Genomic DNA, 21,288 nt, shown 5'->3' with positions numbered 1-21,288 from the left:
CGCGCACGACCTGCCGGCGTTGCGGTCATGAGCGGGCTGTCGCCGGTCGCTGCCGACGTCGTGCGGGTGGTCGTGGGGCTGGGCACCGTCGTCGTCCTCCCGCTCGGGTTGCGGCTGCTCGGTGACCGGGCCGTGCCGCGGTCGCGGTCGCTGGTGTGGCCGACGGTCGGGGTGCTCGCGGCGGTGAGCGTGTGGCTCCCGGCGGGCGCGTTCGCCGCGCTGCTCGCGGTGCCGTTCGCGCTGGCCGGCGTCGTCCTGGCCGCGTGCGCGCTGCGCGTCCGGTCGTTCTCCACGGCGGTCGCGCTGGCGACGCCGCTGGTGGGCGCGGTCGCGCTGGTCGCGGAGCGCGCCGGGTGGGGGCTGCTCGGGTTCGACGGGGACTACCTGGCGCTCACGGTTCCGCACATGCTCTTCGCGGGATTCGGTGCGTGCCTGGTGGTCGGACTCGTCGCCCACGCAGCGAGCACCGTCCCGACCCGGGTCGCGGCGACGGCCGCCCCCGCCGGCGTGCTCCTCGTGCTGGTCGGCTACTTCGTCTCGGACGCCGCCGAGCTGGTGGGCGCGGTGGTCCTGACGGTCGGGCTCTGGTGCGCCGCGGCGGCGACGGTGGGGCTCGTCGGATCGCGTGCGGCGCGTGCGCTCCTGCGGGTGGGTGCGGTGACGATCGTCGTGTCGATGCTCCTCGCGCTCTGGTGGGCGGTCGGCGAGGCGACGGGGCTCGCGCACCCGAGCCTGTCGTGGATGGCCGCGACGCACGGTGTCGCGAACGCCCTCGGCTTCGTCCTGTGCACGCTGCTCGGCCTGCGGCTCCTGCCGAGGCCCACCGAGCCGTCCGGGCTGACGTACACCGAGGTCGGTGCCACGCAGGCAGGTCCGCTCCCGGACGGCTACCGGCACCTGCACGTGCGGCACCTGCTGATGCCGGGCGCGACGGCGCTCGACCTGGGAGCGGTCGGCGACGCGCTGCTGCGCTGGCAGGTGCACGAGGCGGCCCTCGTCGAGGTGTTCCCCGACGGTCCGGAGGCGGTCCCGGGGCTGCGGGTCCTGAGTCGTCCCGGGGCCGGTCCGGTGCACCTGTCGGTCCCGTGCGAGGTGGTCTGGGCCGAGCGCACCGCGGACCGCGTCGGCTTCGGCTACGGCACGTTGCCGGGCCATCCGTTCCGTGGCGAGGAGGCGTTCGCCATCGAGCGCGATGCCGCGGGGGACCTGTGGTTCGTCGTGACCGCCTTCTCCGTGCCGGACCGGTGGTGGGTGCGGCTGGCCGGCCCGTTGACGGTGGCCGGTCAGCACCTCTACCTGCGGGTGCTCGCGCGGGGCGCTCGTCGGATGACCGCCGTGCGGCACCTCGGGGCGGTGTCGTGAGCGCGTCGGACGTCCGGGGTGCGGGCGCGATCGCCGCGCTGTGCCTGCGCTGTCTGGTGGTGCTCGTGGCCGTCAACCCGCTCGCCCTGCTGGTCCTGCTCGCGGTCTCCGGGGACACCGAGACCGCGACGCACATCCTGGCGTACCTGCCGTACGTGCTCCTGGTGGCGGCCTTCCCGGTCGCGCTGGTCGGGTTCCCGGCGGGCCTGCTGACGGCGCACCTGCTGGCCGGCGTCCCGAAGGAGCGGGTCCACGTCCTGGTGTTCGCCCTGGTCGGCGGGATCCTGTCGCCCGCCCTCTGCGCGTGGTGGGGCCTGCTCGGCATGCCCGCGTGGGCCTGGATCGTCGCCGCAGCCGAGGGTGTCGTCGGAGCCGGTGGCGCCCGCTGGTGGACCGGGCGGGTGCGCGCCGGTCGGCAACGGTGGAGCGAGGAGCAGGGAGCGGCCCTGCCATGGGGAAGGATTGGCCCGTGAGCACCGACACCCCTCTTGTCCTGCGCGGTCGGATCGTCACCCCCCGCGGGGTGCTCGACGACGGGGTCGTGGTCGTCGACGGCGACACGATCGTCTGGGTCGGTCCGGCGGACCGCCTGCCGCGGGGCTGGGCCGCGCCCGAGCAGAGCGGCACCACGATCCTGCCGGGCCTGGTCGACCTGCACTGCCACGGGGGCGGCGGTGCGAGCTTCCCGGACGCGGTCGACGCCGCCGACGCCCAGCGCGCCGTCGACGAGCACCGTCGGCACGGCACCACGAGCCTGGTCGCGTCCCTGGTCACGGCCCCGCCGGAGGTCCTGCTCGCCCGGACCGCCGTGCTCGCGGGGCTGGCGGACGCGGGGGAGATCGTCGGCATCCACCTGGAGGGACCGTTCCTGTCGGCGCACCGGTGCGGCGCGCAGAACCCGGCCGACATGCTCGACGGCGACCCGGAGCTGGTCCGCAGCCTCGCGGAGGCGGCGCACGGGCACCTGGTCACCATGACGGTGGCGCCGGAGGTCCCGCGGGCCGACGAGGTCGTCGCGGCCCTGGTCGACGTCGGCGCGGTGCCGTCCGTCGGGCACACCGACGCGACGGCGGAGCAGGTCGACGAGGCCGTGGACCGCGGGTTCGACCTGCTGGCGTCCCGGTCCAACGGCCGGCTGACCGCGACGCACCTCTTCAACGGCATGCGGCCGCTGCACCACCGCGACCCGGGCCCGATCGCCGCGTGCCTCGCCGCCGCCGCGCGCGGGGAGCTGGTGGTCGAGCTCGTGGCGGACGGCACGCACCTGGCCGACGGGACGGTCCGGTCGGTGTTCGACCTGGTCGGTGCCGGCTCGATCGCTCTGGTCACGGATGCGATGGCGGCCGCCGGGATGCCCGACGGCGAGTACCGCCTAGGCCCGATGGCGGTGCGCGTGGCGGACGGGGTGGCGCGGATCGCCGACGAGACCGGCGCGATCGCCGGCGGGGTGGCGCACCTGCTCGACGTGGTGCGGAACGTCGTCGCTGCCGGGATCCCGCTCGAGGACGCCGTGCTCGCCGCGGCCACGGTGCCGGCCGACGTGCTGGGACGTCGTGACCTCGGCGCGCTCGCCGCGGGCCGACGCGCGGACCTCGTCGTCACCGACGCCGACCTGGCGCCGCTGCGCGTGCTGCGCGGGGGCGCCTGGGTCTAGCGGGGCTCGAGCACGACCACCGGAGTCACGGTCGTCCGCGTCGCGGCGTAGGCGTCGAGCTTCGGGTTGATCGCGGTCCAGACCGCCCACAGCCGGTCACGCTCCGCGCCCTCGGCAGCGCGGGCACGGACCGGCCGGGGCTCCTCGCCGTCGAGACGGACGACCGCCTCGGGCTGCGCCTGGAGGTTGAGCCACCACGCAGGGTGTCCTTCGATCCAGCCGTTCATCGCGAGCGTGACCAGGACGCCCTCGGTGCCGTCTTCCAGGTAGCCGAGGATGACGCTTCGCTCCTGCCCGGACGTCCGCCCGGTCGTGGTCAGGCGCAGGGCGCCGTAGCCGCGCTTGTTCGACGGAGCCCAGAGGAACCGGCCGCCGCTGATGCGGTAGAGACCGCGGTGCACGCGCCACGCCACCCGGATGAACCACTTCGGGGGGAGTGCCGGCGCGGGGGTCGTCATCGGCTCACGGTAGCGGCCGCCCCCGCAACGATCCGAGGCGGATCTCGCCGACCAGGACCAGGCGCACGTCGTGCACGCCCTCCGATGACGGCACGGCGAGCTCGACGCTCGACCAGTCGTACCGCCCTCCGCTCGGCGAGGACGCCGTCCCGAGCGACCGCCACCCGCGCCCGTCGCGCACCTCGGCCCGCACGGAACCGCCCTGCGCGACGGTCAGCTCGACGTGGCCGACCCCCGTGAGGTCGACGTCCCGGAACACCACCCAGCCGGTGCGTCGGCCCCGCGTGACCTCGAGGGCGTCGCCGGTCTCGCGGGTGTGCTCCGCGAACGTCACGTCCTCACGCTCGTCGTGGTCGATCGCCCGCACCCACGCGTCCAGCGTGCGGGGCGGGACGGGCTCCCCGGCGACCACCACCTCGACCACGAGGGGCAGGTCTGCCGACGACGGTCCCGCGTGCAGCTCGTACCGACCGGGCTCGACGACGAACCGGCCGCGGGTGACGTCCCAGACCGCGAACGCATCGGCGGCGACGTCGAGGGTCACCACCGCGGCCTGCGCGGGTTCCAGCCGGACCCGCCGGTGCGCGACGAGCCGGCGGTGCGGCACCGCGAGCCGGTGCCCCGGGGCGGCCGCGTACACCTGGACCAGCTCGTCGACGGGCCGGTCGCCGGTGTTCCGGACGGTCACGCGGACCGATCCGTCCGCGTGCTCGATCGCCTCGTAGACCACGGTGGTGTAGCTCCGTCCGTGCCCGAACGCCCACCGCGCGGGCCGTGGCGCGTACCAGTGCGTGAGCCCGGCGCCGATGACGTCGTAGTCGAGCAGGTCGCCGGCGTCCTGCTCGGTCTCCGGCCAGGCCTGTGCCAGGCGGCCGGTCGGCTCGGCGTCGCCGCGGAGCACGTCCGCGACCCCGTGCCCGAGCTCCTGCCCGCCGTGCGCGGTCCACACGACGGCGGCGGCGTCGTCGCCGAGCGCGCCGAGCACGTACGGGTACGACGAGACGACGACGAGGACCGTCGACGGGTTGGCCTCCAGCACCGCGCGCGCGAGCTCCGCCTGCGACTCGGGCAGCCGCAGGTGCGGGCGGTCCTCGGTCTCGCGGCCGAGCAGGTGGGGGTCGTTGCCGACCGCCAGCACGACGACGTCGGCGTCGCGCGCCGCGTCGACCGCGCGGGCGGTGCCGGACCGCACGGTGCGCAGCGTGAACCGCTCGGCCGTGGCCGCGGAGGGGGCGTCGGCCACGAGCACGCCGCCGTCGCGCTGCACCATCAGCCACCGGCCGGAGCCCGCGTGCTGCAGCGAGACGGAGCCGTCGTCGTGCCGGTGCGCCCGGAAGCTCTCCTGCGCGACCCACCCGTGCACGCTCGGGGCGTCGGCGCGCAGGATCCAGCCGGCGCCGGTCCACAGCAGTCCCGTGGTCGCGGCGCGCAGGGTCAGGATGCCCTCGCCCCAGTCGGTGAGGTCGTGGTGGGCCGCCGTGCGGGCGGTCGCGACGAGGGCGCCGTCGGCGCCCACGTCCACGTAGGCGCCGGTGGTGCGGGACCGCAGCGCGACGGTGTCCGCCCCGGTCACCACGTGGGCCGGGGCGAGCGCCTCGGCGATCGAGACCGTGTAGGGCGGGGTGCCCGAGTACCAGTCGGTGAGGACCTGGTCCGCGTGCGGTCCGATGACGGCCACGCGGGCGCCGGGCCGCAGGGGGAGCACCCCGTCGTTCTCCAGCACGACGACGCCACGCGCCGCGGCCTCGAGGGCGAGCGCGCGGCTGGTGGGCAGGTCGAGGTCGGACGCGGTGACAGACGCCCACGGGTCGAGGTCGGGGTCCAGCTCGCCGGTCGCCAGGCGCAGCTCGAGCTGGCGCAGCGCGGCGCGGTCGACGTCCGCCTGGTCGAGCAGCCCGCGCTCCAGGGCGGCGCTCAGGTGCGCGATCGTGCGGGAGGAGTCGGCGTCGTGGTCGGTGAACGAGTCCACCCCGGCACGGACGGCGGCGGCAGCGGCCTCGACGTGGTCGTCGTAGTACCGCTCGCCGACCACCAGGTTGGTGGGCGCGCCGGCGTCCGAGACGACGAGCAGTGACGCCGTCGTCCACCCGCGCACCTCGTCGAGCAGCTCGCGGGCGACGTGGTTCGGGCGGCCGTTGACGAGGTTGTACGAGGGCATCACCGCGCCGACGACGCCGGCCTCGATCGGTCCGCGGAACGCGGGCAGCTCGTACTCGTGCAGCACCCGGGGGGACAGCTGGGCGCTGGTGACGCTGCGGTCGGTCTCGTTCCCGTAGGCGACGAGGTGCTTCAGGGTCGGCACCGTGCGCCAGTAGGTCGGGTGGTCGCCGCGCAGGCCGCGGGCGTACGCGGTGGCGAGGTGCGCGGTGAGGTGCGGGTCCTCGGAGAACCCCTCCTCGTTGCGACCCCAGCGCGGGTGACGCAGCGGGTTGACCACCGGCGCCCACACGTTGAGCGAGACCGTGGGGTCGGCCGCGTGCTTGGCCCTGACCTCCGTGCCGACCACGGCGCCGACGCGTTCCAGCAGGTCCGCGTCCCAGGTGGCGGCGAGCCCGACGGGCTGCGGGAAGGTGGTCGCCGTCCCGAGCCACGCGACCCCGTGCAGCCCTTCGGTGCCCGTGCGGAACGGTCCCAGACCGACGCGGGGGACGGGGGCGGCGTGCTGGTGCAGCAGGGCGAGGCGCTCGGCGGGCGTGAGCTGGTCGAGCAGCTCCTGGGCGCGGGCGGCGAAGGGCCGGACGGGGTTCTGCTGGTCGGCCACGGGTTCCTCGTCGTCGAGTGGTGGGGGCAGGGCACGAAACGTTTAAGCCTGGAAACGTCGAACCGATTCGATGATGGTTCGACCGCGCGCGACCAGGCATCGTGCGGCATTCATGGTGCTTGACGGCCCTGTTTGTCGCAAGTGCCGATCCATGGCCCCCAGGTCTTGCCTCCCCCGGAGCATGGCCATAGAGTCTCGCCGTCGAACCGCTTCGACGCGATCTCCACGAGGAAGTGAAGGGACGCAGATGAACGCCACGCCTACTTTCGGCCGGCTGGGCGACCACGCGGTCGACCGCCGCCGGTTCCTGGGCCTGATCGCGACGGGCGCGGCCGTCGTCGGGATCCCCGGTCTCCTGACCGCCTGCTCGACCGCCCCGCCCCCGGCGGCGAGCAACTCCGCCGCGGCCGCGGGCGACGTGATCCCGAAGTACATCCCGGTCACCTACATCGACCCGGACTACCCGAGCGTCAACGGCTCGGTGCCGGGGTACGAGGCGATCCCGGACGAGCTCGTCCAGTCCGTCAAGGACGCGCCGGGCACCGGGGTCGTCTACACCGCGATGACCCCGCTGTGGGGCACCATCCCGCCCAGCAAGGGCAACAAGTACTACGAGGCCGTGAACGATCTGCTCGGCTCCGAGCTGCAGTTCCAGATCACCGACGGCAACGTCTATGGCGACAAGCTGGCCACCGTGCTCGCGTCCGCCAAGGACGTCCCCGACTGGGTGTGCGTCCCCACCTGGAACCTGCCGCCGCGGTTCGGCTCCGAGATCGTCGGCAACGTGTTCCAGGACCTCACGCCGTACCTCGCGGGCGACAAGGTCACGCCGTACCCGAACCTGGCCAACATCTCCTCGGACGCGTGGAAGTTCTGCGTCTTCAACGGCAAGCTCTACGGCCTGCCGTTCCCGGGTGAGGTCATCACCGACGCGATCTTCTACCGCCGCGACGTCCTCGACAGCCTCGGCATCACCCCGGACGTCAAGAACGGGCAGGACCTCCTGGACCTGGCGCTCGAGCTGACGGGCGGCAGCGTGTGGGGCGCCGAGGACCTGTGGAACTCGGCCGCGATCATCCACGCGGTCCCGCCGAAGTGGAAGCTCGACGGCGACAAGCTGGTGCACCGCGTCGAGACGGACGAGTACCGCGCCGCGCTCGAGTGGAACGCGGCGCTGTTCGCCAGCGGTGCCGTCCACCCCGATGCCGTCGCCGACCAGTCCGGCGAGGCGAAGGCGCGGTTCCAGTCCGGCAAGTCCCTCATCGCCAACGACGGTGTCGGCGGCTGGCACGAGGCCATGCGCGACAACCTGGCCAGCAACCCCGCGTACTGGCAGCAGCCGTTCGACCCGTTCGACGCCGACGGCGGCACGCCCGTCCTCTGGAAGGGCAACCCGGCCAACATCTTCTCGTTCATCAAGAAGACGGACGACGAGGCCAAGATCAAGGAGCTCCTCGCGATCGCCAACGTGCTCGCGGCGCCGTACGGCACCACCGAGTACGACACGATCAACAACGGCGTCGAGGGCGTGCACTACACCCGCGGCGACGACGGGCTCCCGGTGCCCACCGAGCTGGCGGCCACGGAGCTCCAGCCGACGTACATCTTCCTGGTCGACCCCCCGATCTCCGAGACGCACGTGCAGTACCCGGGGTACGTCAAGGCGGCGTCGGAGTGGAAGGCGAACGCGGCCCAGTACGCCACCGACCCGCTGTTCTACGCCCAGCAGATCGTCGAGCCGCAGCAGTACGCGTCGATCGGGCAGCCCTTCGTCGACCTGGAGAAGGACATCTCCCGCGGTCGCAAGGACATGAGCGACCTCGACGCGGCCGTCGAGACGTGGAAGGCGTCCGGCGGCGAGGAGCTCCGGGCGTTCTACCAGGACATCCTGGACCAGCAGAGCTGATGTCCTTGTCCGAGCTGGTCCGGCGCCGCCCCCCTGTGACTCCCGGGGAGGCGGCGCCTCCGGCGCCTCTGCCACCACGCAAGATCGGGTGGCGCGTCCGCCTGAAGCGCGACCGGTCGCTGCTGCTCATGGTCACGCCGGCCATCCTGCTGCTCGGCGTCTTCGCCTACGTCCCGATGCTCGGCAACGTCATCGCGTGGCAGAGCTACTCGCCGTACACGGGGTTCCTGCACAGCCCGTACGTCGGCTGGGTCAACTTCGAGCGGGTGTTCACCAACCCGGCGTTCCTCAACGCGGTCGAGAACACGCTCGTCATCACCGCGTTCCAGCTGGTGTTCTTCTTCCCGATCCCGATCTTCCTGGCGATGCTGCTCAACAGCGTGATCACGCCGCGGACGCGCACCACCATCCAGGCGATCGTCTACCTGCCGCACTTCTTCTCGTGGGTGCTGGTGGTGACCGTGTTCCAGCAGATCTTCGGCGGCGCGGGACTGATCAACCAGACCCTGCGCGACCACGGTCTGGGCAACGGGTTCGACATGATGACCAACCCCGACACGTTCCTCGTCCTGATCACCATGCAGTCGGTGTGGAAGGACGCGGGCTGGGGGATCATCATCTTCCTCGCCGCACTGAGCACGGTGCCGCCCGAGCAGTACGAGGCGGCCGCGGTGGACGGGGCGAGCCGGTGGCGCCGCATGTGGCACGTCTCGTTGCCCGCGCTGCGGCCGGTCATCATCCTGCTGCTCATCCTGCGGCTCGGCGACGCGCTGACCGTCGGGTTCGAGCAGCTCATCCTGCAACGCGGCGCGGTCGGCGCCGACGTCTCCGAGGTCATCGACACCTACGTCTACTACCAGGGCGTCGTCTACGGGGACTGGAGCTTCGCCGCCGCGGCGGGGCTGGTCAAGGGAGTGGTCAGCCTCGCGCTCGTGCTGGGCGCGAACAAGCTGGCGCACGTGTTCGGTGAGTCGGGGGTGTACAAGCGCGCATGAGTACCCAGACAACGGTGAGCTCCGCACCTGCTGCACGGCGGCCGCGCCGCTCGAAGCACCGCCCGGCGTGGGAGGGGCGCCCGTCCATCGGGGGCCAGACGCTCAAGACGATCGTGCTCACGTGCGTCGTGCTCGCGGTCCTCTTCCCGCTGTACACGGTCATCCTCACCAGCCTGTCGACGCAGGCCGAGACCATCCGCGTCGGCGGCCTGGTGACGGTTCCCGGTGAGCTGACGATCAACGCCTACACGCAGATCCTGGGCGGGGGGATCGTCACGCGCGCCGCCCTGGTGAGCACGTTCATCACCGTCATCGGCACCGTCCTGTCCACCACGGTGTCGGTCATGGGGGCGTACGGGCTCTCGCGGCCGGGCTCGTTCGGGCACCGCCCGATCCTGTTCATCTTCCTGATCACGATGTTCTTCGGCGCGGGCCTGATCCCCACGTACCTGCTGGTCAGCTCGCTGGGGCTCATCAACAGCTACTGGGCGCTGATCCTGCCCGGCGCGGTGTCGGCGTTCAACGTGCTGATCCTGCGCAACTTCTTCATGGGCATCGACATCGCCATCCTCGACGCCGCCCGCATCGACGGCGCGGGGGACTGGCGGATCCTGGGCCGGATCGTGCTGCCCATGTCCCGGGCCGTGATCGCGGTCGTCGCGCTGTTCTACGGCGTCGGCTACTGGAACGCGTTCTTCAACGCGATCCTCTACATCAACGACAACGCCAAGTGGCCGCTGCAGCTGGTGCTGCGCTCGTACGTGCTCCAGGGCGTGACGCTGCCGGGCAGCGGCGTGGGCCAGGTGGACGTCGCGACCGGCGCGGTGACCGGTCTACCCATCAAGATGGCGGTCATGGTCCTCGCGATCGTCCCGATCCTCATCGTGTACCCGTTCGTGCAGCGGCACTTCACCAAGGGCGTGATCTTCGGCGCGATCAAGGGATGACGTCGACCGTGAGCTCGTTCGAGGCACTGACCCGGGAGCGCGGTCTGCTCTACGGGGGCGACTACAACCCGGAGCAGTGGCCGCCCGAGGTGTGGCGCGAGGACGTGGCTCTCATGCGCGCGGCGGGCGTCAACCTGGTGACGGTCGGGGTCTTCTCGTGGGCGACGATCGAGCCGAGCCCGGGCGAGCTGCGCTGGGAGTGGCTCGACGAGGTGCTCGACCTGCTGCACGCGGGCGGGATCGCGGTCGACCTGGCGACGCCGTCCGCGTCACCGCCGCCGTGGCTCGCCCGCCTGGACCCGACGACGTCCGCCGTCGACGCCGCGGGCGCGCGGATGAGCGTGGGGTCGCGCAACCAGTTCTGCCCGGGGTCGGTGGTGTACCGCGAGCACGTGGCCTCGTTCGTCCGGGCGCTCGTGGACCGCTACGCCGGCCACCCCGCGGTCGCGATGTGGCACGTCGGCAACGAGTTCGGGCAGGCGTGCTTCTGCGACCTGTGCGCCGACCGGTTCCGCACCTGGTTGGAGGTCCGCTACGGCGACCTCGACGTCCTGAACCGAGCCTGGGGCACCGCGTTCTGGAGCCAGCGGTACGGCGACTGGCAGGAGATCGTGCCGCCGCGCGCCGCACCGTACGTGCACAACCCGACGCAGCTGCTCGACTTCCGCCGGTTCACCTCGGACCAGCTGCGGGACGTGTACCGCCTGCAGGCCGACATCATCCGCGCGTCGTCGTCGGCTCCCGTGACGACCAACGCGATGGGCTTCTTCCCGCTGGTCGACCAGTTCTCCTGGGCGGACGACCTCGACGTCGTGGCCGACGACCACTACGGCGACCCGGCTGACCCGTCGTCCCCGGCGCGGGCCGCGCTCACCCACGACCTGACCCGCGGCGTCGGCGGCGGCCGCCCGTGGGCGCTGCTCGAACAGGCGGCAGGGGCCGTGAGCTGGCGGCCGCACAACGTGCCCAAGCCCGCCGGCGGCATGCTGCGGGACTCGCTGCGCGCGGTCGCGCACGGGGCGGACGCGGTCTGCTACTTCCAGTGGCGGGCCTCCGCCCAGGGCTCCGAGCGGTTCCACTCCGCGATGCTCCCGCACGCCGGCCCGGACACCGACCTGCATCGCGCCGTCCGCGAGCAGGGTCGGGTGCTGGGCCGGCTGCGGTCGGTCGTCGGCACCCCGGTGGACGCGCGCGTCGCGCTGGTCTTCGACTGGCCGTCGCTCTGGGCGGGCGAGGCGGACTCGGTGCCGAGCACGCACCTGCGCGTCCCGGACCAGCTCGCGGCGTACCACGAGCCGTTCTGGCGGGCGGGCATCGCGACCGACGTCGTCCCGCCGGGGGCCGACCTCGACCGGTACGACCTGGTGGTCGTCCCGCTGCTGCACCTCGTCTCCGACGCCGACGCCGCGAACCTGGCGCGTGTGGCCTCGCGGGGCGGCACGCTGCTGGTCGGGCCGTTCAGCGGGATCGCCGACGAGGACCAGCGCGTGCGGCAGGGCCGCTTCCCGGTGCCGTGGGCGAGCGTGCTCGGGGTGTCTGGCGAGGAGCATCGTCCGCTGCCTCCGGCCGGCGTCCCGGTGCACTCCGAGCGCTACGGCACCTTCACCGCGTCCGTCTGGTCGGAGCACCTGACGACGGACGGTGCCGACGTTCTCGCCACCTACGCGGGCGCGGGCCTCGGCGGCCGCCCGGCGATCCTGCGGCACGGCAGCGCCTGGTACGTCTCGACCGTGCCGCCCGCACCCGTGCTCGCCGCGGTCGTGGCGGACTGCGTCGCGGCGGCGGGCGTGCTGCCGCCGGTCCCGACCGTGCCGGAGGGGGTCGAGGTCGCGCTGCGCGGAGACCTGCTCTTCGTGCTCAACCACGGGGACACCGAGGCCGAGCTGGCGTGGACGGGCCGCGACCTGCTGATGCAGAAGGACGTCGACGGGGTGCTGCGGCTGCCGGGGGGCGGCGCCGCCGTGCTAGTGAGGCGGGGGAGCGGTGCTGCTCCGCGTGGTCAGGACGGGCGCGAGGAGGCGGGTCTCGGCGGGCTGGTCGCCGGTGAGCCGGCCGATCGCCATGTCGACCGCGACGGCGCCGATGGTGTGCGCGGGCAGGTCGACGGCCGTCAGGGGGTCCGTCTGGCCGAGGGCGACGTCCTCCGGGCAGACGGCCACGACGGAGATGTCCCGGGGGACGTCCTTGCCGCGGGAGCGCAGGGTCTCGAGCACGGCGGGCAGGGCCACCTCGTTGTGCACGATGACGGCCGTGACGTCCGGCAGCGCCGCGAGCACCTGGTCGACGGCCTCGATGGCGCCGCTGTGAGAGGACTCGCAGGTCTCGAACACGGCGTCGAGACCGAGGCGCGCGGACTCCTGGGTGAAGCCGCGCACGAGGCGCGCGGCGTAGGTGGTCCGCCGGCTGAGCACCGCGCGCGGCGAGCCGATGAGGGCGATCTGGCGGTGCCCGAGCCCGGCGAGGTGGGCCACCGCGGCCCGGCCCGCGGCCTCGAAGTCGAGGTCGACGCAGGAGAACCCGGTGGCGTCGCGGGGCAGACCGATGAGCACGGCCGGCTGGCGCTGCTTGCGCAGGATGGGCAGCCGCGGGTCCTCGGCCTCGACGTCCATCATGATCACGGCGTCGACCATGGAGCCGGCCGCGACCCGCTCGATCCCGTCGTGGTCGTCCTGGGTGAGCAGCAGGACGTCGTGCTTGAACGACTGCGCGCGCGTGACGACGCCGGTGACGAACTGCATGATCACGCCGACGTTGACGTCGACGCGCAGCGGCGCCATGAGGGCGAGGACCTGGGTGCGCTGCGACGCGAGCGCCCGGGCGCCCGCGTGGGGTCGGTAGTCGAGCTCGCGGACGGCGCGCTCGACGCGGGCCCGGGTCTCGGCGGAGATCGGTCGCTTGCCGGAGAACGTGTAGGACACGGTCGACACCGAGACTCCCGCCACGCGTGCCACGTCGTCGATCGTCGCCATCTCGTCATCCCCTCGTCGACACCCGCCGGGGCCACCCTAGCGAGTCGAACCGCCGTCGAAACGACGGACGTGAGTACACCATCCTGGACAGTGTTCACGCTGCCCTTTAACGTAATACCAGCATCGAAACGCTTCGATGAAGGAACCGGTCCTCTGACCCACGACGCGAAGGCGCCACGATGAAGTTCACGGACGGCTACTGGCAGCACCTCCCCGGCGTCACGGTCCTGCGGCCGCGCGAGATCGCGGACGTGGTGGTGGGCGAGGAGTCCCTGACCGTGTACGCGTCGACGGTGCCGCTCACGTCCCGCGGGGACACGCTCAACAAGGCCCTCGTCACGGTGTCGTTCCACAGCCCGATGGACGACGTGATCGGCGTCCGCATCGAGCACCACCGCGGCAGCGTCGACCGGGGGCCGTCCTTCGCCCTCTCCACGACCCCCGCGGACGTCAAGGTGGTCGAGGCGGAGGACGTCGCGGACGGTGTCGCGACGTTCCGCGCCGGGGCCCTGACCGCGCGCATCTCCACCCGCGGCGCCTGGAACGTGGAGTTCGAGGCCGACGGCCGGGTGCTGACGTCGTCGACCGCCCGGTCCGTCGGTGTCGTCACGGACGCCCGCGGCGACGCGTACGTGCACGAGCAGCTCGGCCTCGGAGTCCGTGAGCACGTCTACGGCCTCGGCGAGCGCTTCGGTGCGTTCGTGAAGAACGGCCAGTCGGTCGACATCTGGAACGAGGACGGCGGTACCGCGAGCGAGCAGGCGTACAAGAACGTGCCGTTCTACCTGTCCGACGCGGGCTACGGGGTGTTCGTCGACCATCCCGGGCGCGTCTCGTTCGAGGTCGGCTCCGAGGCCGTGTCCCGGACGCAGTTCTCGGTCGCCGGGGAGTCGCTCCAGTACTACGTCATCCACGGCCCCACGCCCAAGGACGTGCTGCGCCGCTACACCGCGCTGACCGGCCGCCCGGCGCAGGTCCCGGCCTGGTCGTACGGCCTGTGGCTCTCGACGTCGTTCACCACGCAGTACGACGAGGCGACCGTGATGTCGTTCGTCGACGGCATGGCCGAGCGCGGGCTGCCGCTGAGCGTCTTCCACTTCGACTGCTTCTGGATGCGGGCCTACCACTGGACCGACTTCACGTGGGACCCGGCGACGTTCCCCGACCCCGAGGGGCTGCTGGCGCGTCTGCACGCCAAGGGTCTGAAGGTCTGCGTCTGGATCAACCCGTACATCGCGCAGCGGTCGGCCCTGTTCGACGAGGGCCGCGCGGCCGGCTACCTGGTGACCCGGGCCGACGGCACGGTCTGGCAGACGGACCAGTGGCAGTCCGGCATGGGGCTCGTCGACTTCACCAACCCCCACGCGGTCGCCTGGTACCAGAGCTACCTGCGGCGGCTGATGGCGCAGGGCGTCGACTCGTTCAAGACCGACTTCGGCGAGCGGATCCCGACGGACGTCGTCTGGCACGACGGCTCCGACCCCGAGCGGATGCACAACCACTACACGCACCTCTACAACCGCGCGGTCTTCGACGTGCTCGAGGCCGAGCGCGGCGAGGGCGAGGCCGTGCTGTTCGCCCGGTCGGCCACCGCGGGGGGTCAGCAGTTCCCGGTGCACTGGGGCGGCGACAGCGAGTCGACGTTCGTCTCGATGGCGGAGACCCTGCGCGGTGGGCTGTCGCTGGCGTCCTCGGGCTTCGGGTTCTGGAGCCACGACATCGGCGGCTTCGAGGGCGAGCCCGACGCGGCCGTGTTCAAGCGCTGGCTGGCGTTCGGGCTGCTCTCGTCGCACAGCCGCCTGCACGGCTCGGACTCCTACCGGGTGCCGTGGGCGTTCGACGAGGAGGCTGTCGACGTCGCGCGGCTGTTCACCCGACTCAAGCTCTCGCTCATGCCGTACCTCGCGCGGCTGGGCCAGGACGCCCACACGTCCGGGGTCCCCGTGATGCGACCGATGGTGCTGGAGTTCCCCGACGACCCGGGCGCGGCGACCGTCGACACCCAGTACATGCTCGGCGAGAGCCTGCTCGTCGCCCCCGTGTTCACCGCGGACGGCGACGTCGACGTGTACGTCCCGGAGGGCACGTGGACGTCGCTGCTCACGGGTGACCAGGTGACCGGTCCGCGCTGGGTCCGCGAGCGGCACGGCTACCTCTCGCTGCCGCTCTACGTCCGGCCGGACAGCGTCCTGCCGGTCGGCGCGCGGTCGGACCGGCCGGACTACGCCTGGGCCGACGGCGTCACGCTGCGCCTCGTCGAGCTCGCGGACGGGCACCGCTCGGTCACGCGGGTCGGGGACGCCAGCTTCGTCGTCACCCGCGAGGGGTCGGCGGTCCGCGTCGAGGCGCGAGGCACGGCCACGCCGTGGTCGGTCGCCGTCGCAGGCGGTCCGACGGTCGCGGCCGACGCGGGCCAGGACGTCGTGACGCTGACGATCGGGGAGTGAGCGCGGGGCGTTAGGGTGACCGCACTGTGAGTGCCCCTCCCCAGCGCCAGCGCATCCTCGACAACGCCCTGCGCATCCTCGCCGACAAGGGCACGACGGGGTTGACCGTCCGGGCCGTGGCCGCGGCCTCGGACTGCTCGACCACGGGCATCTACACGTACTTCGGCGGGAAGACCGGTCTGCTCGACGCGATGTACGCCGACGGCTTCGCGCTGTTCGGCGCGTACGTGGCCGAGCCGGACGCCCTGCCGGACCCGGTCGAGCGCCTGCTGGTGTCGTGCCGGCGGTACTGGGACTGGGCGCTGGCGCACCCGACGCAGTACCAGCTGATGTTCGTGACCGCGCAGGTGGGTCTCGTGCCGACGGAGCCCTCGCTCCGGATCGCGGAGGGGACCTTCGCGGACCTCGTCGCACGCGTCCGTCTCGTGCGTGCCGACCTCGCGGACGCGGACCTCGAGGACGCCGCCTACCAGCTGTGGGCGCTCCTGCACGGCTACGTGATGCTGCAGCTGTTCGCGTCGGGCTCCGATGCGGCAGCAGCGGCGCAGCGCCTCGACCGCGGCGTGCTCGCGCTGCTGCGCACCGACCGCCTCGGGGTCGCGCCGGGCTGACGTCAGCCGGCCGGGGCCTCGTACGCGTGGAACCCGGTGAGCTCCGCGGCCTCGATCACGTGACCGGCGCCCGCGGCCGTCAGCACGGTGCCCGCGGACGACTCCGGCACGTCGAGCACGGTGTCGAGCGCGTAGACGGTGAACCACAGCTCCCACCGCTCACCCTCCAGCGAGCAGGGCCCGAGCATGTTCACGGAGCCGACGCTGTTCTTGACCATCGTGCCGACCTCCGGGTTCTCGCCCGCGGGCAGGTCCTGCACGTCGGTGGGCAGGTTCGCGACCGCCCAGCGGTTGAGCGGGCCGCCGCCCTCCGCGGTGAACGTGACGACGACGCTCTTGGTCTCGGCCGGCAGCCCGTCCCAGTGCAGCTCCGGGCGGATGTTCGGGCCCGTGCAGCCGTGCCCGCTCAGCTCGATGCTGCGGGGGAGGTCGCCCCCGTCGGTGAAGTCGTCGCTGGCGAGCACGAGCTCGCCGTCCGTCTCCCGCGGCTCCCATCCCGGCCAGACGCGCGGCGGGTCGGCGGATGCGGAGGGCTCCGGGTCGACGGCGGCGGGCTGGCTGCAGGCGGCGAGGGCCAGCGCCGACGCGACGATCAGCAGGGCGGGTCGGGAGGTGCGCACGAGATCTCCAGGAGGTCGGGTCGACACGGCGTAACAATGTTACGGACTGTAGTGGCCGGGCTGTCGTGCCGGCACGGAACCGTGTATCGTATCGATTCGATCTTCTCCACCCCGACCGTTCGGTTCGCGCATGGTTGCGCTCCCACGGTCACCGTCGACCTCCGACCGACCGAAGGAACCACCCCATGACGACCTCGCGCCCCTCCGGACGCCAGTTCCCCTCCGACTTCCTCTGGGGCTCGGCCACCGCCTCGTACCAGATCGAGGGTGCGTTCGACGAGGACGGCCGCGGCCCGTCCATCTGGGACACGTTCTCCCGCACGCCCGGCAAGGTGCTCGACGGCGACACCGGCGACGTCGCGGCCGACCACTACCACCGCGTGCCGCAGGACGTCGCGATCATGAAGGACCTCGGCCTGCAGGCCTACCGGTTCTCGATCGCGTGGCCCCGGGTCCAGCCGAGCGGGTCGGGTGAGTTCAACCAGGCCGGTCTCGACTTCTACGTCGACCTCGCGGACCGTCTCATCGCCGCCGGCATCAAGCCCGTCGCGACGCTCTACCACTGGGACCTCCCGCAGCCGCTCGAGGACGAGGGCGGCTGGGCCAACCGGCAGACGGCTCTCCAGTTCGGGGAGTACGCGCGCAAGCTCGCCGAGGTCCTGGGGGACCGGATCCACCTCTGGACCACGCTCAACGAGCCGTGGTGCTCCGCGTTCCTGGGCTACGCGTCGGGCGTGCACGCCCCCGGTGTCACGGACGACGCGACCGCGCTCGCCGCGGTCCACCACCTCAACCTCGGTCACGGTCTGGCCGGCCGCGCGATCAAGGACGTCCTCGGCGAGGACACCCCGATCTCGGTGACCCTGAACCTGCACGTCACCCGCGCCGCGTCCGACGCCCCGCAGGACATCGAGGCCAAGCGCCGCATCGACACCATCGCCAACGAGGTCTTCCTCGGCCCGATGCTGGACGGCGAGTACCCGAAGGCCGTGTTCGCCGACACCGAGCACATCACCGACTGGTCCTTCGTGCAGGAGGGCGACCTCGAGATCATCAAGGTGCCGCTCGCGCTGCTCGGCGTGAACTACTACTCCACCGGTCGGGTGCAGCACGGCACGCCCGCCGGCGGTGACGGCACCCCGGGCCCCGACGGCCACCGGTCGTCGGCGAACAGCCCGTGGGTCGGCGCGACGAGCGTCGAGTGGCTCGCGCAGCCCGGCCCCCACACCGCGATGGGCTGGAACATCGAGCCGCAGGGCCTCGTGGACCTGCTCCTCGAGATCCGCGACCGCTACCCGAGCCTGCCGATGGCCATCACGGAGAACGGCGCCGCCTTCTACGACGAGGTCAGCGCCGACGGCCGCGTGCACGACGCCGACCGCGTCGCCTACCTGCACGACCACATCGACGCCGTCGGCGAGGCCATCGAGCGCGGTGCCGACGTGCGCGGCTACTTCGTGTGGTCGCTCATGGACAACTTCGAGTGGTCCTACGGGTACGACCGCCGCTTCGGCGTCGTCCGCGTCGACTACGACACGCTCGAGCGCACCGTGAAGGACTCGGGCCTCTGGTACCGCGAGCTCCTGCGCACGAAGACGATCCCGACCCCGGAGTCCGCAGCCCTCTGACCTCCACGCGACGGCCGAGCCCTCACCCGGGAGCTCGGCCGTCGCGCTGTCCCCACCCGTAGCGTCCGAGCACGTGGCTGCCGCAGCGCTCACTTCCTCGGACGCCCCCGCGACACTCCGCGAGCGTCCGAGCACCTGGTTGCTGTGGCGCTCACTTCCTCGGACGTCCGCACTCCCGCCGGTCCCAGTGCGCACGAGTGCGGACGTCCCGCGGGTGGTGGGGGAGGATGGTCGGGTGGGACGACGATCGACCAAGCGGCCGTACGGGGCCGAGCACGTCGAGCTCGACGTCGACCGGGCGACCGGCGGCCGACGCTCGGAGTCGGCGGGCGACGGCGAGTGGACCGTCCAGCAGGTCCGCGGCTCCGACCGGGAGTACCGGTGCCCGGGGTGCGACCAGCTGGTGAACGCCGGGACCGCCCACGTCGTCGCGTGGCGCACCGACGGGCTGTTCGGCGAGGCGCTCGACGACCGTCGCCACTGGCACTCCTCGTGCTGGCAGGCGCGCGCACGTCGCTCGCCGACGCGCCGATGAACGCCGGAGAGCGCGCGCCGCGGCTCGTCGCCACCGACCTGGACGGCACGCTCCTGCGACCGGACGGCACGGTCTCGGCGCGCACCGCGAGGGCGCTGGTCCGCGCGGCGGAGGCCGGCGTCGACGTCGTCTTCGTGACTGCTCGACCACCGCGCTGGCTGATGGACCTGGGCTCGCACGTCGCCGGCCACGGGGTCGCGATCTGCCTGAACGGGGCCGCCGTGCTCGAGGTGTCCACGGGACACGTGCTCTCCGAGCGCGGCATGTCGCCGGACCTCGTCGCCCGGATCGCCGACCGCGTCCGGTCTGCCTGGGGTGGTCCCGACGAGGTGCACCTCGCCACCGAGAGTGCCGCCGGGTTCGCCCACGAGACCCGGTTCCGGTCCCTCCACCCCGTTCCGGCCGGGAGCCCGTCGGCCGACCGGATCGAGGACGTCCTCGGCAGCTCGACGTGCAAGCTGCTGGTCCGCACCGCGAGACCGCCCGGTCCCCGCTACGCCGACGAGCTCGCTGCCGTCGTCGGTGACCTGGCGATCGTCGCGGACTCCGGGGCGCACGGGCTGGGGGAGGTCTCCGGCCCGGGGATCACCAAGTCCGCGACCCTCGCCGACTGGGCGGCGGCACGCGGGATCGACCCGGGGGACGTCTGGGCGGTCGGCGACGCACCGAACGACCTGTCGATGCTCGGCTGGGCCGGCACGTCGTTCGCCGTGGCCAACGCCCACCCGGCCGTCCTCGCGGCGGCGACCCGGCGGTGCGCCTCGAACGCCGATGACGGCGTCGCGGACGTGCTGGACCTCGCGCGTGCGCTGACCGACGGCGTCCTAGGCTCGTCCCGATGACCACACCCACGTCCGACCCCAGCCTCATCCGGTCGCTCACCGTCCTGCCGGCGGTGCGCCAGGACGTCGAGCTGCACACCGCGGACGGGCTCACGCTCGTCGGCGAGCTCGCGCGGCCCGCCGACGCCGCACCCGCAGCCACACTCGTGACGCTCCACCCGCTGCCGACGCACGGCGGCTACATGGACTCGCACGTCTATCGCAAGGCGGCGTGGCGGCTGCCGGCGCTCGCCGACCTCGCGGTGCTCCGGTTCAACACGCGCGGCACCGCCAGCCCGCGCGGGACCAGCGGCGGGGCGTTCGACGGGGGCGTCGCCGAGCGGTTCGACGTCCATGCCGCGATCGAGTTCGCCGAGTTCCACGACCTGCCGAACCGCTGGCTGGTCGGCTGGTCGTTCGGCACCGAGCTGGTCCTCATGCACGGCCGCGACCCGTCGATCGAGGGCGCGATCCTGCTCTCGCCGCCCCTGCACCGCGCCACGGACGCCGACCTGGACGCCTGGGCCGCGTTCGGCAAGCCGCTCGTGGTGCTGGTCCCGGAGCTCGACGACTACCTGCGCCCCGAGGAGGCCCGCCGCCGGTTCGCGCGCGTCCCGCAGGCCGAGGTCATCGGCGTCGACGGCGCGAAGCACCTGTGGGTCGGCGAGTCGGCGGTCCGACGGGTCCTCGACGAGATCGTCGCGCACGTGCTGCCGGACCACCCGGTCCCGCTGCCCACCACCTGGAACGGCCCGAGCACGACGGCGGAGGACGACGCATGAGCCTGCACACCTACCGCGCCGACGGCGACGGGCTGCCCCTGGTCCTCCTGCACGGGTTCCCGCTCGACCACCGCATGTGGGACGAGGTCGCGGACCTGCTGCCGCCCGGCCGCCCGGTGCACGCCGTGGACCTGCCGGGCACGCCGGGCCACGCGACCGACCTGCCCGAGCCCGCGCTGGAGGCCTCCGCCGACCTGGTCGCCGACGCGCTCGGCGCGGCCGGCGTCGAGCGCGCCGTGGTCGCCGGCCTCTCGATGGGCGGCTACGTCGCCCTGGCCCTCGTCGAGCGGCACCCGGACCTGGTCGCCGGGCTCGCGCTCGTCGACACCAAGTCGACGGCGGACGCTCCGGAGGCGCACGCCAACCGGTTGCGCATCGCGGACGAGGCGGAGTCGACGGGTTCGGTCGACCCGGTGCGGCCGATGGCCTCGTCGCTGCTGGGCGAGACGACGAGGGCTGCCCGACCGCAGCTCGCCGACGAGGTCGCCGCGTGGATCGACCAGCAGGAACCTGCGGGGATCGCCTGGTCGCAGCGCGCCATGGCCGCGCGCCCTGACCGTTCCGACGTGCTGAGAGGCTTCCGCGGACCCGTCGCCGTCGTCGTCGGCGACGAGGACACGGTCACCCCGGTCGAGGCGGCCGAGCACCTCGTCGCGACCGCCGTCGGCGCCCGTCTCGTCGTCGTGCCGCAGGCAGGTCACCTCTCCGCGGTCGAGCAGCCGGCCGCGGTCGCTGCCGCGCTGGCCGACCTCGCCGCCGCGACCGACCTCACCTGAGCGGACCGGCCGACGC

The 21,288-nt window shown here is 73.0% G+C and carries 17 protein-coding genes and 1 pseudogene; 14 read left to right on the top strand and 4 right to left on the bottom strand.

The annotated features are described in order from the left end of the window. Positions 1-27: 27 nt before the first annotated feature. Genes ACXJKF_RS06590 through nagA form a run of 3 tightly spaced genes read left to right on the top strand, consistent with a single transcriptional unit; the run spans position 28 to position 3,016 of the window. Complete coding sequence (locus ACXJKF_RS06590; RefSeq protein ID WP_456786933.1) at positions 28-1,362, top strand: YndJ family transporter; 1,335 nt, start codon at positions 28-30, stop codon at positions 1,360-1,362. Then, entirely contained in the window at positions 1,359-1,835 is a 477-nt protein-coding gene (locus ACXJKF_RS06585) for a hypothetical protein (RefSeq protein WP_456786932.1), read from the top strand. The genes ACXJKF_RS06590 and ACXJKF_RS06585 overlap by 4 nt, the downstream gene beginning before the upstream one ends. Then, entirely contained in the window at positions 1,814-3,016 is a 1,203-nt protein-coding gene (gene nagA, locus ACXJKF_RS06580) for an N-acetylglucosamine-6-phosphate deacetylase (RefSeq protein ID WP_456786931.1), read from the top strand. Before ACXJKF_RS06585 ends, nagA begins: the two co-directional genes overlap by 22 nt. On the opposite strand, the gene ACXJKF_RS06575 is transcribed toward nagA, so the two are convergent. Both ACXJKF_RS06575 and ACXJKF_RS06570 read right to left on the bottom strand, forming a co-directional pair. Further along, positions 3,013-3,474, bottom strand: coding sequence for a nitroreductase/quinone reductase family protein (locus ACXJKF_RS06575; protein WP_456786930.1), 462 nt, complete (start codon positions 3,472-3,474; stop codon positions 3,013-3,015). The two genes, nagA and ACXJKF_RS06575, sit on opposite strands and share 4 nt — an antisense overlap. 4 nt (positions 3,475-3,478) lie before the next feature. Continuing rightward, positions 3,479-6,235 (bottom strand): glycoside hydrolase family 3 C-terminal domain-containing protein, encoded by a 2,757-nt coding sequence (locus tag ACXJKF_RS06570; RefSeq protein ID WP_456786929.1) that lies wholly within the window; start codon positions 6,233-6,235, stop codon positions 3,479-3,481. A gap of 247 nt (positions 6,236-6,482) precedes the next feature. Between ACXJKF_RS06570 and ACXJKF_RS06565 the strand changes: the two genes are divergently transcribed. The 4 genes and pseudogenes from ACXJKF_RS06565 to ACXJKF_RS06550 all read left to right on the top strand — a co-directional run. Then, the gene (locus tag ACXJKF_RS06565) at positions 6,483-8,141 is read left to right on the top strand and encodes a sugar ABC transporter substrate-binding protein (RefSeq protein WP_456786928.1); all 1,659 of its coding nucleotides are present in this window, start codon (positions 6,483-6,485) and stop codon (positions 8,139-8,141) included. Next, a complete protein-coding gene (locus ACXJKF_RS06560; protein ID WP_456786927.1) occupies positions 8,141-9,136 on the top strand; it encodes an ABC transporter permease in 996 nt (331 codons plus the stop codon). Before ACXJKF_RS06565 ends, ACXJKF_RS06560 begins: the two co-directional genes overlap by 1 nt. After that, a complete protein-coding gene (locus ACXJKF_RS06555) occupies positions 9,133-10,083 on the top strand; it encodes a carbohydrate ABC transporter permease (protein WP_456786926.1) in 951 nt (316 codons plus the stop codon). The genes ACXJKF_RS06560 and ACXJKF_RS06555 overlap by 4 nt, the downstream gene beginning before the upstream one ends. Next, positions 10,080-11,993, top strand: a pseudogene (locus ACXJKF_RS06550) (beta-galactosidase); the annotation flags it as partial. The gene ACXJKF_RS06555 and the pseudogene ACXJKF_RS06550, both read left to right, overlap by 4 nt. A 54-nt stretch (positions 11,994-12,047) precedes the next feature. Here ACXJKF_RS06550 and ACXJKF_RS06545 read toward each other — a convergent pair. Then, positions 12,048-13,052 carry a LacI family DNA-binding transcriptional regulator gene (locus ACXJKF_RS06545; protein WP_456787033.1) on the bottom strand — a complete coding sequence of 335 codons (1,005 nt, stop codon included), beginning with the start codon at positions 13,050-13,052 and terminating at the stop codon, positions 12,048-12,050. Between the two features lie 179 nt (positions 13,053-13,231). Between ACXJKF_RS06545 and yicI the strand changes: the two genes are divergently transcribed. Then, positions 13,232-15,499, top strand: coding sequence for an alpha-xylosidase (yicI, locus tag ACXJKF_RS06540; RefSeq protein ID WP_456786925.1), 2,268 nt, complete (start codon positions 13,232-13,234; stop codon positions 15,497-15,499). A 26-nt stretch (positions 15,500-15,525) separates the two neighbouring features. Then, positions 15,526-16,110, top strand: a complete 585-nt coding sequence (locus ACXJKF_RS06535; RefSeq protein ID WP_456786924.1) for a TetR/AcrR family transcriptional regulator — start codon at positions 15,526-15,528, stop codon at positions 16,108-16,110. Between the two features lie 2 nt (positions 16,111-16,112). Here ACXJKF_RS06535 and ACXJKF_RS06530 read toward each other — a convergent pair whose 3' ends face one another. Continuing rightward, positions 16,113-16,730 (bottom strand): YbhB/YbcL family Raf kinase inhibitor-like protein, encoded by a 618-nt coding sequence (locus ACXJKF_RS06530; RefSeq protein ID WP_456786923.1) that lies wholly within the window; start codon positions 16,728-16,730, stop codon positions 16,113-16,115. Between the two features lie 185 nt (positions 16,731-16,915). Between ACXJKF_RS06530 and ACXJKF_RS06525 the strand changes: the two genes are divergently transcribed. The 5 genes from ACXJKF_RS06525 (at position 16,916) to ACXJKF_RS06505 (ending at position 21,272) form a co-directional block, all read left to right on the top strand. Then, positions 16,916-18,358, top strand: coding sequence for a GH1 family beta-glucosidase (locus tag ACXJKF_RS06525; RefSeq protein WP_456786922.1), 1,443 nt, complete (start codon positions 16,916-16,918; stop codon positions 18,356-18,358). Positions 18,359-18,593: 235 nt separating this feature from the next. Further along, positions 18,594-18,893 carry a hypothetical protein gene (locus ACXJKF_RS06520; protein WP_456786921.1) on the top strand — a complete coding sequence of 100 codons (300 nt, stop codon included), beginning with the start codon at positions 18,594-18,596 and terminating at the stop codon, positions 18,891-18,893. Continuing rightward, positions 18,890-19,735 carry an HAD family hydrolase gene (locus tag ACXJKF_RS06515; protein WP_456786920.1) on the top strand — a complete coding sequence of 282 codons (846 nt, stop codon included), beginning with the start codon at positions 18,890-18,892 and terminating at the stop codon, positions 19,733-19,735. The genes ACXJKF_RS06520 and ACXJKF_RS06515 overlap by 4 nt, the downstream gene beginning before the upstream one ends. Continuing rightward, positions 19,732-20,496, top strand: coding sequence for an alpha/beta hydrolase (locus ACXJKF_RS06510; RefSeq protein ID WP_456786919.1), 765 nt, complete (start codon positions 19,732-19,734; stop codon positions 20,494-20,496). Before ACXJKF_RS06515 ends, ACXJKF_RS06510 begins: the two co-directional genes overlap by 4 nt. After that, complete coding sequence (locus ACXJKF_RS06505; protein ID WP_456786918.1) at positions 20,493-21,272, top strand: alpha/beta fold hydrolase; 780 nt, start codon at positions 20,493-20,495, stop codon at positions 21,270-21,272. Before ACXJKF_RS06510 ends, ACXJKF_RS06505 begins: the two co-directional genes overlap by 4 nt. Positions 21,273-21,288: the final 16 nt, after the last annotated feature.

This window comes from Cellulomonas sp. P5_C5 (genome assembly GCF_054049655.1).
The sequence above is the reverse complement of the archived record's forward strand: the minus strand, read 5'-3'. Positions and strand labels throughout refer to the sequence as shown.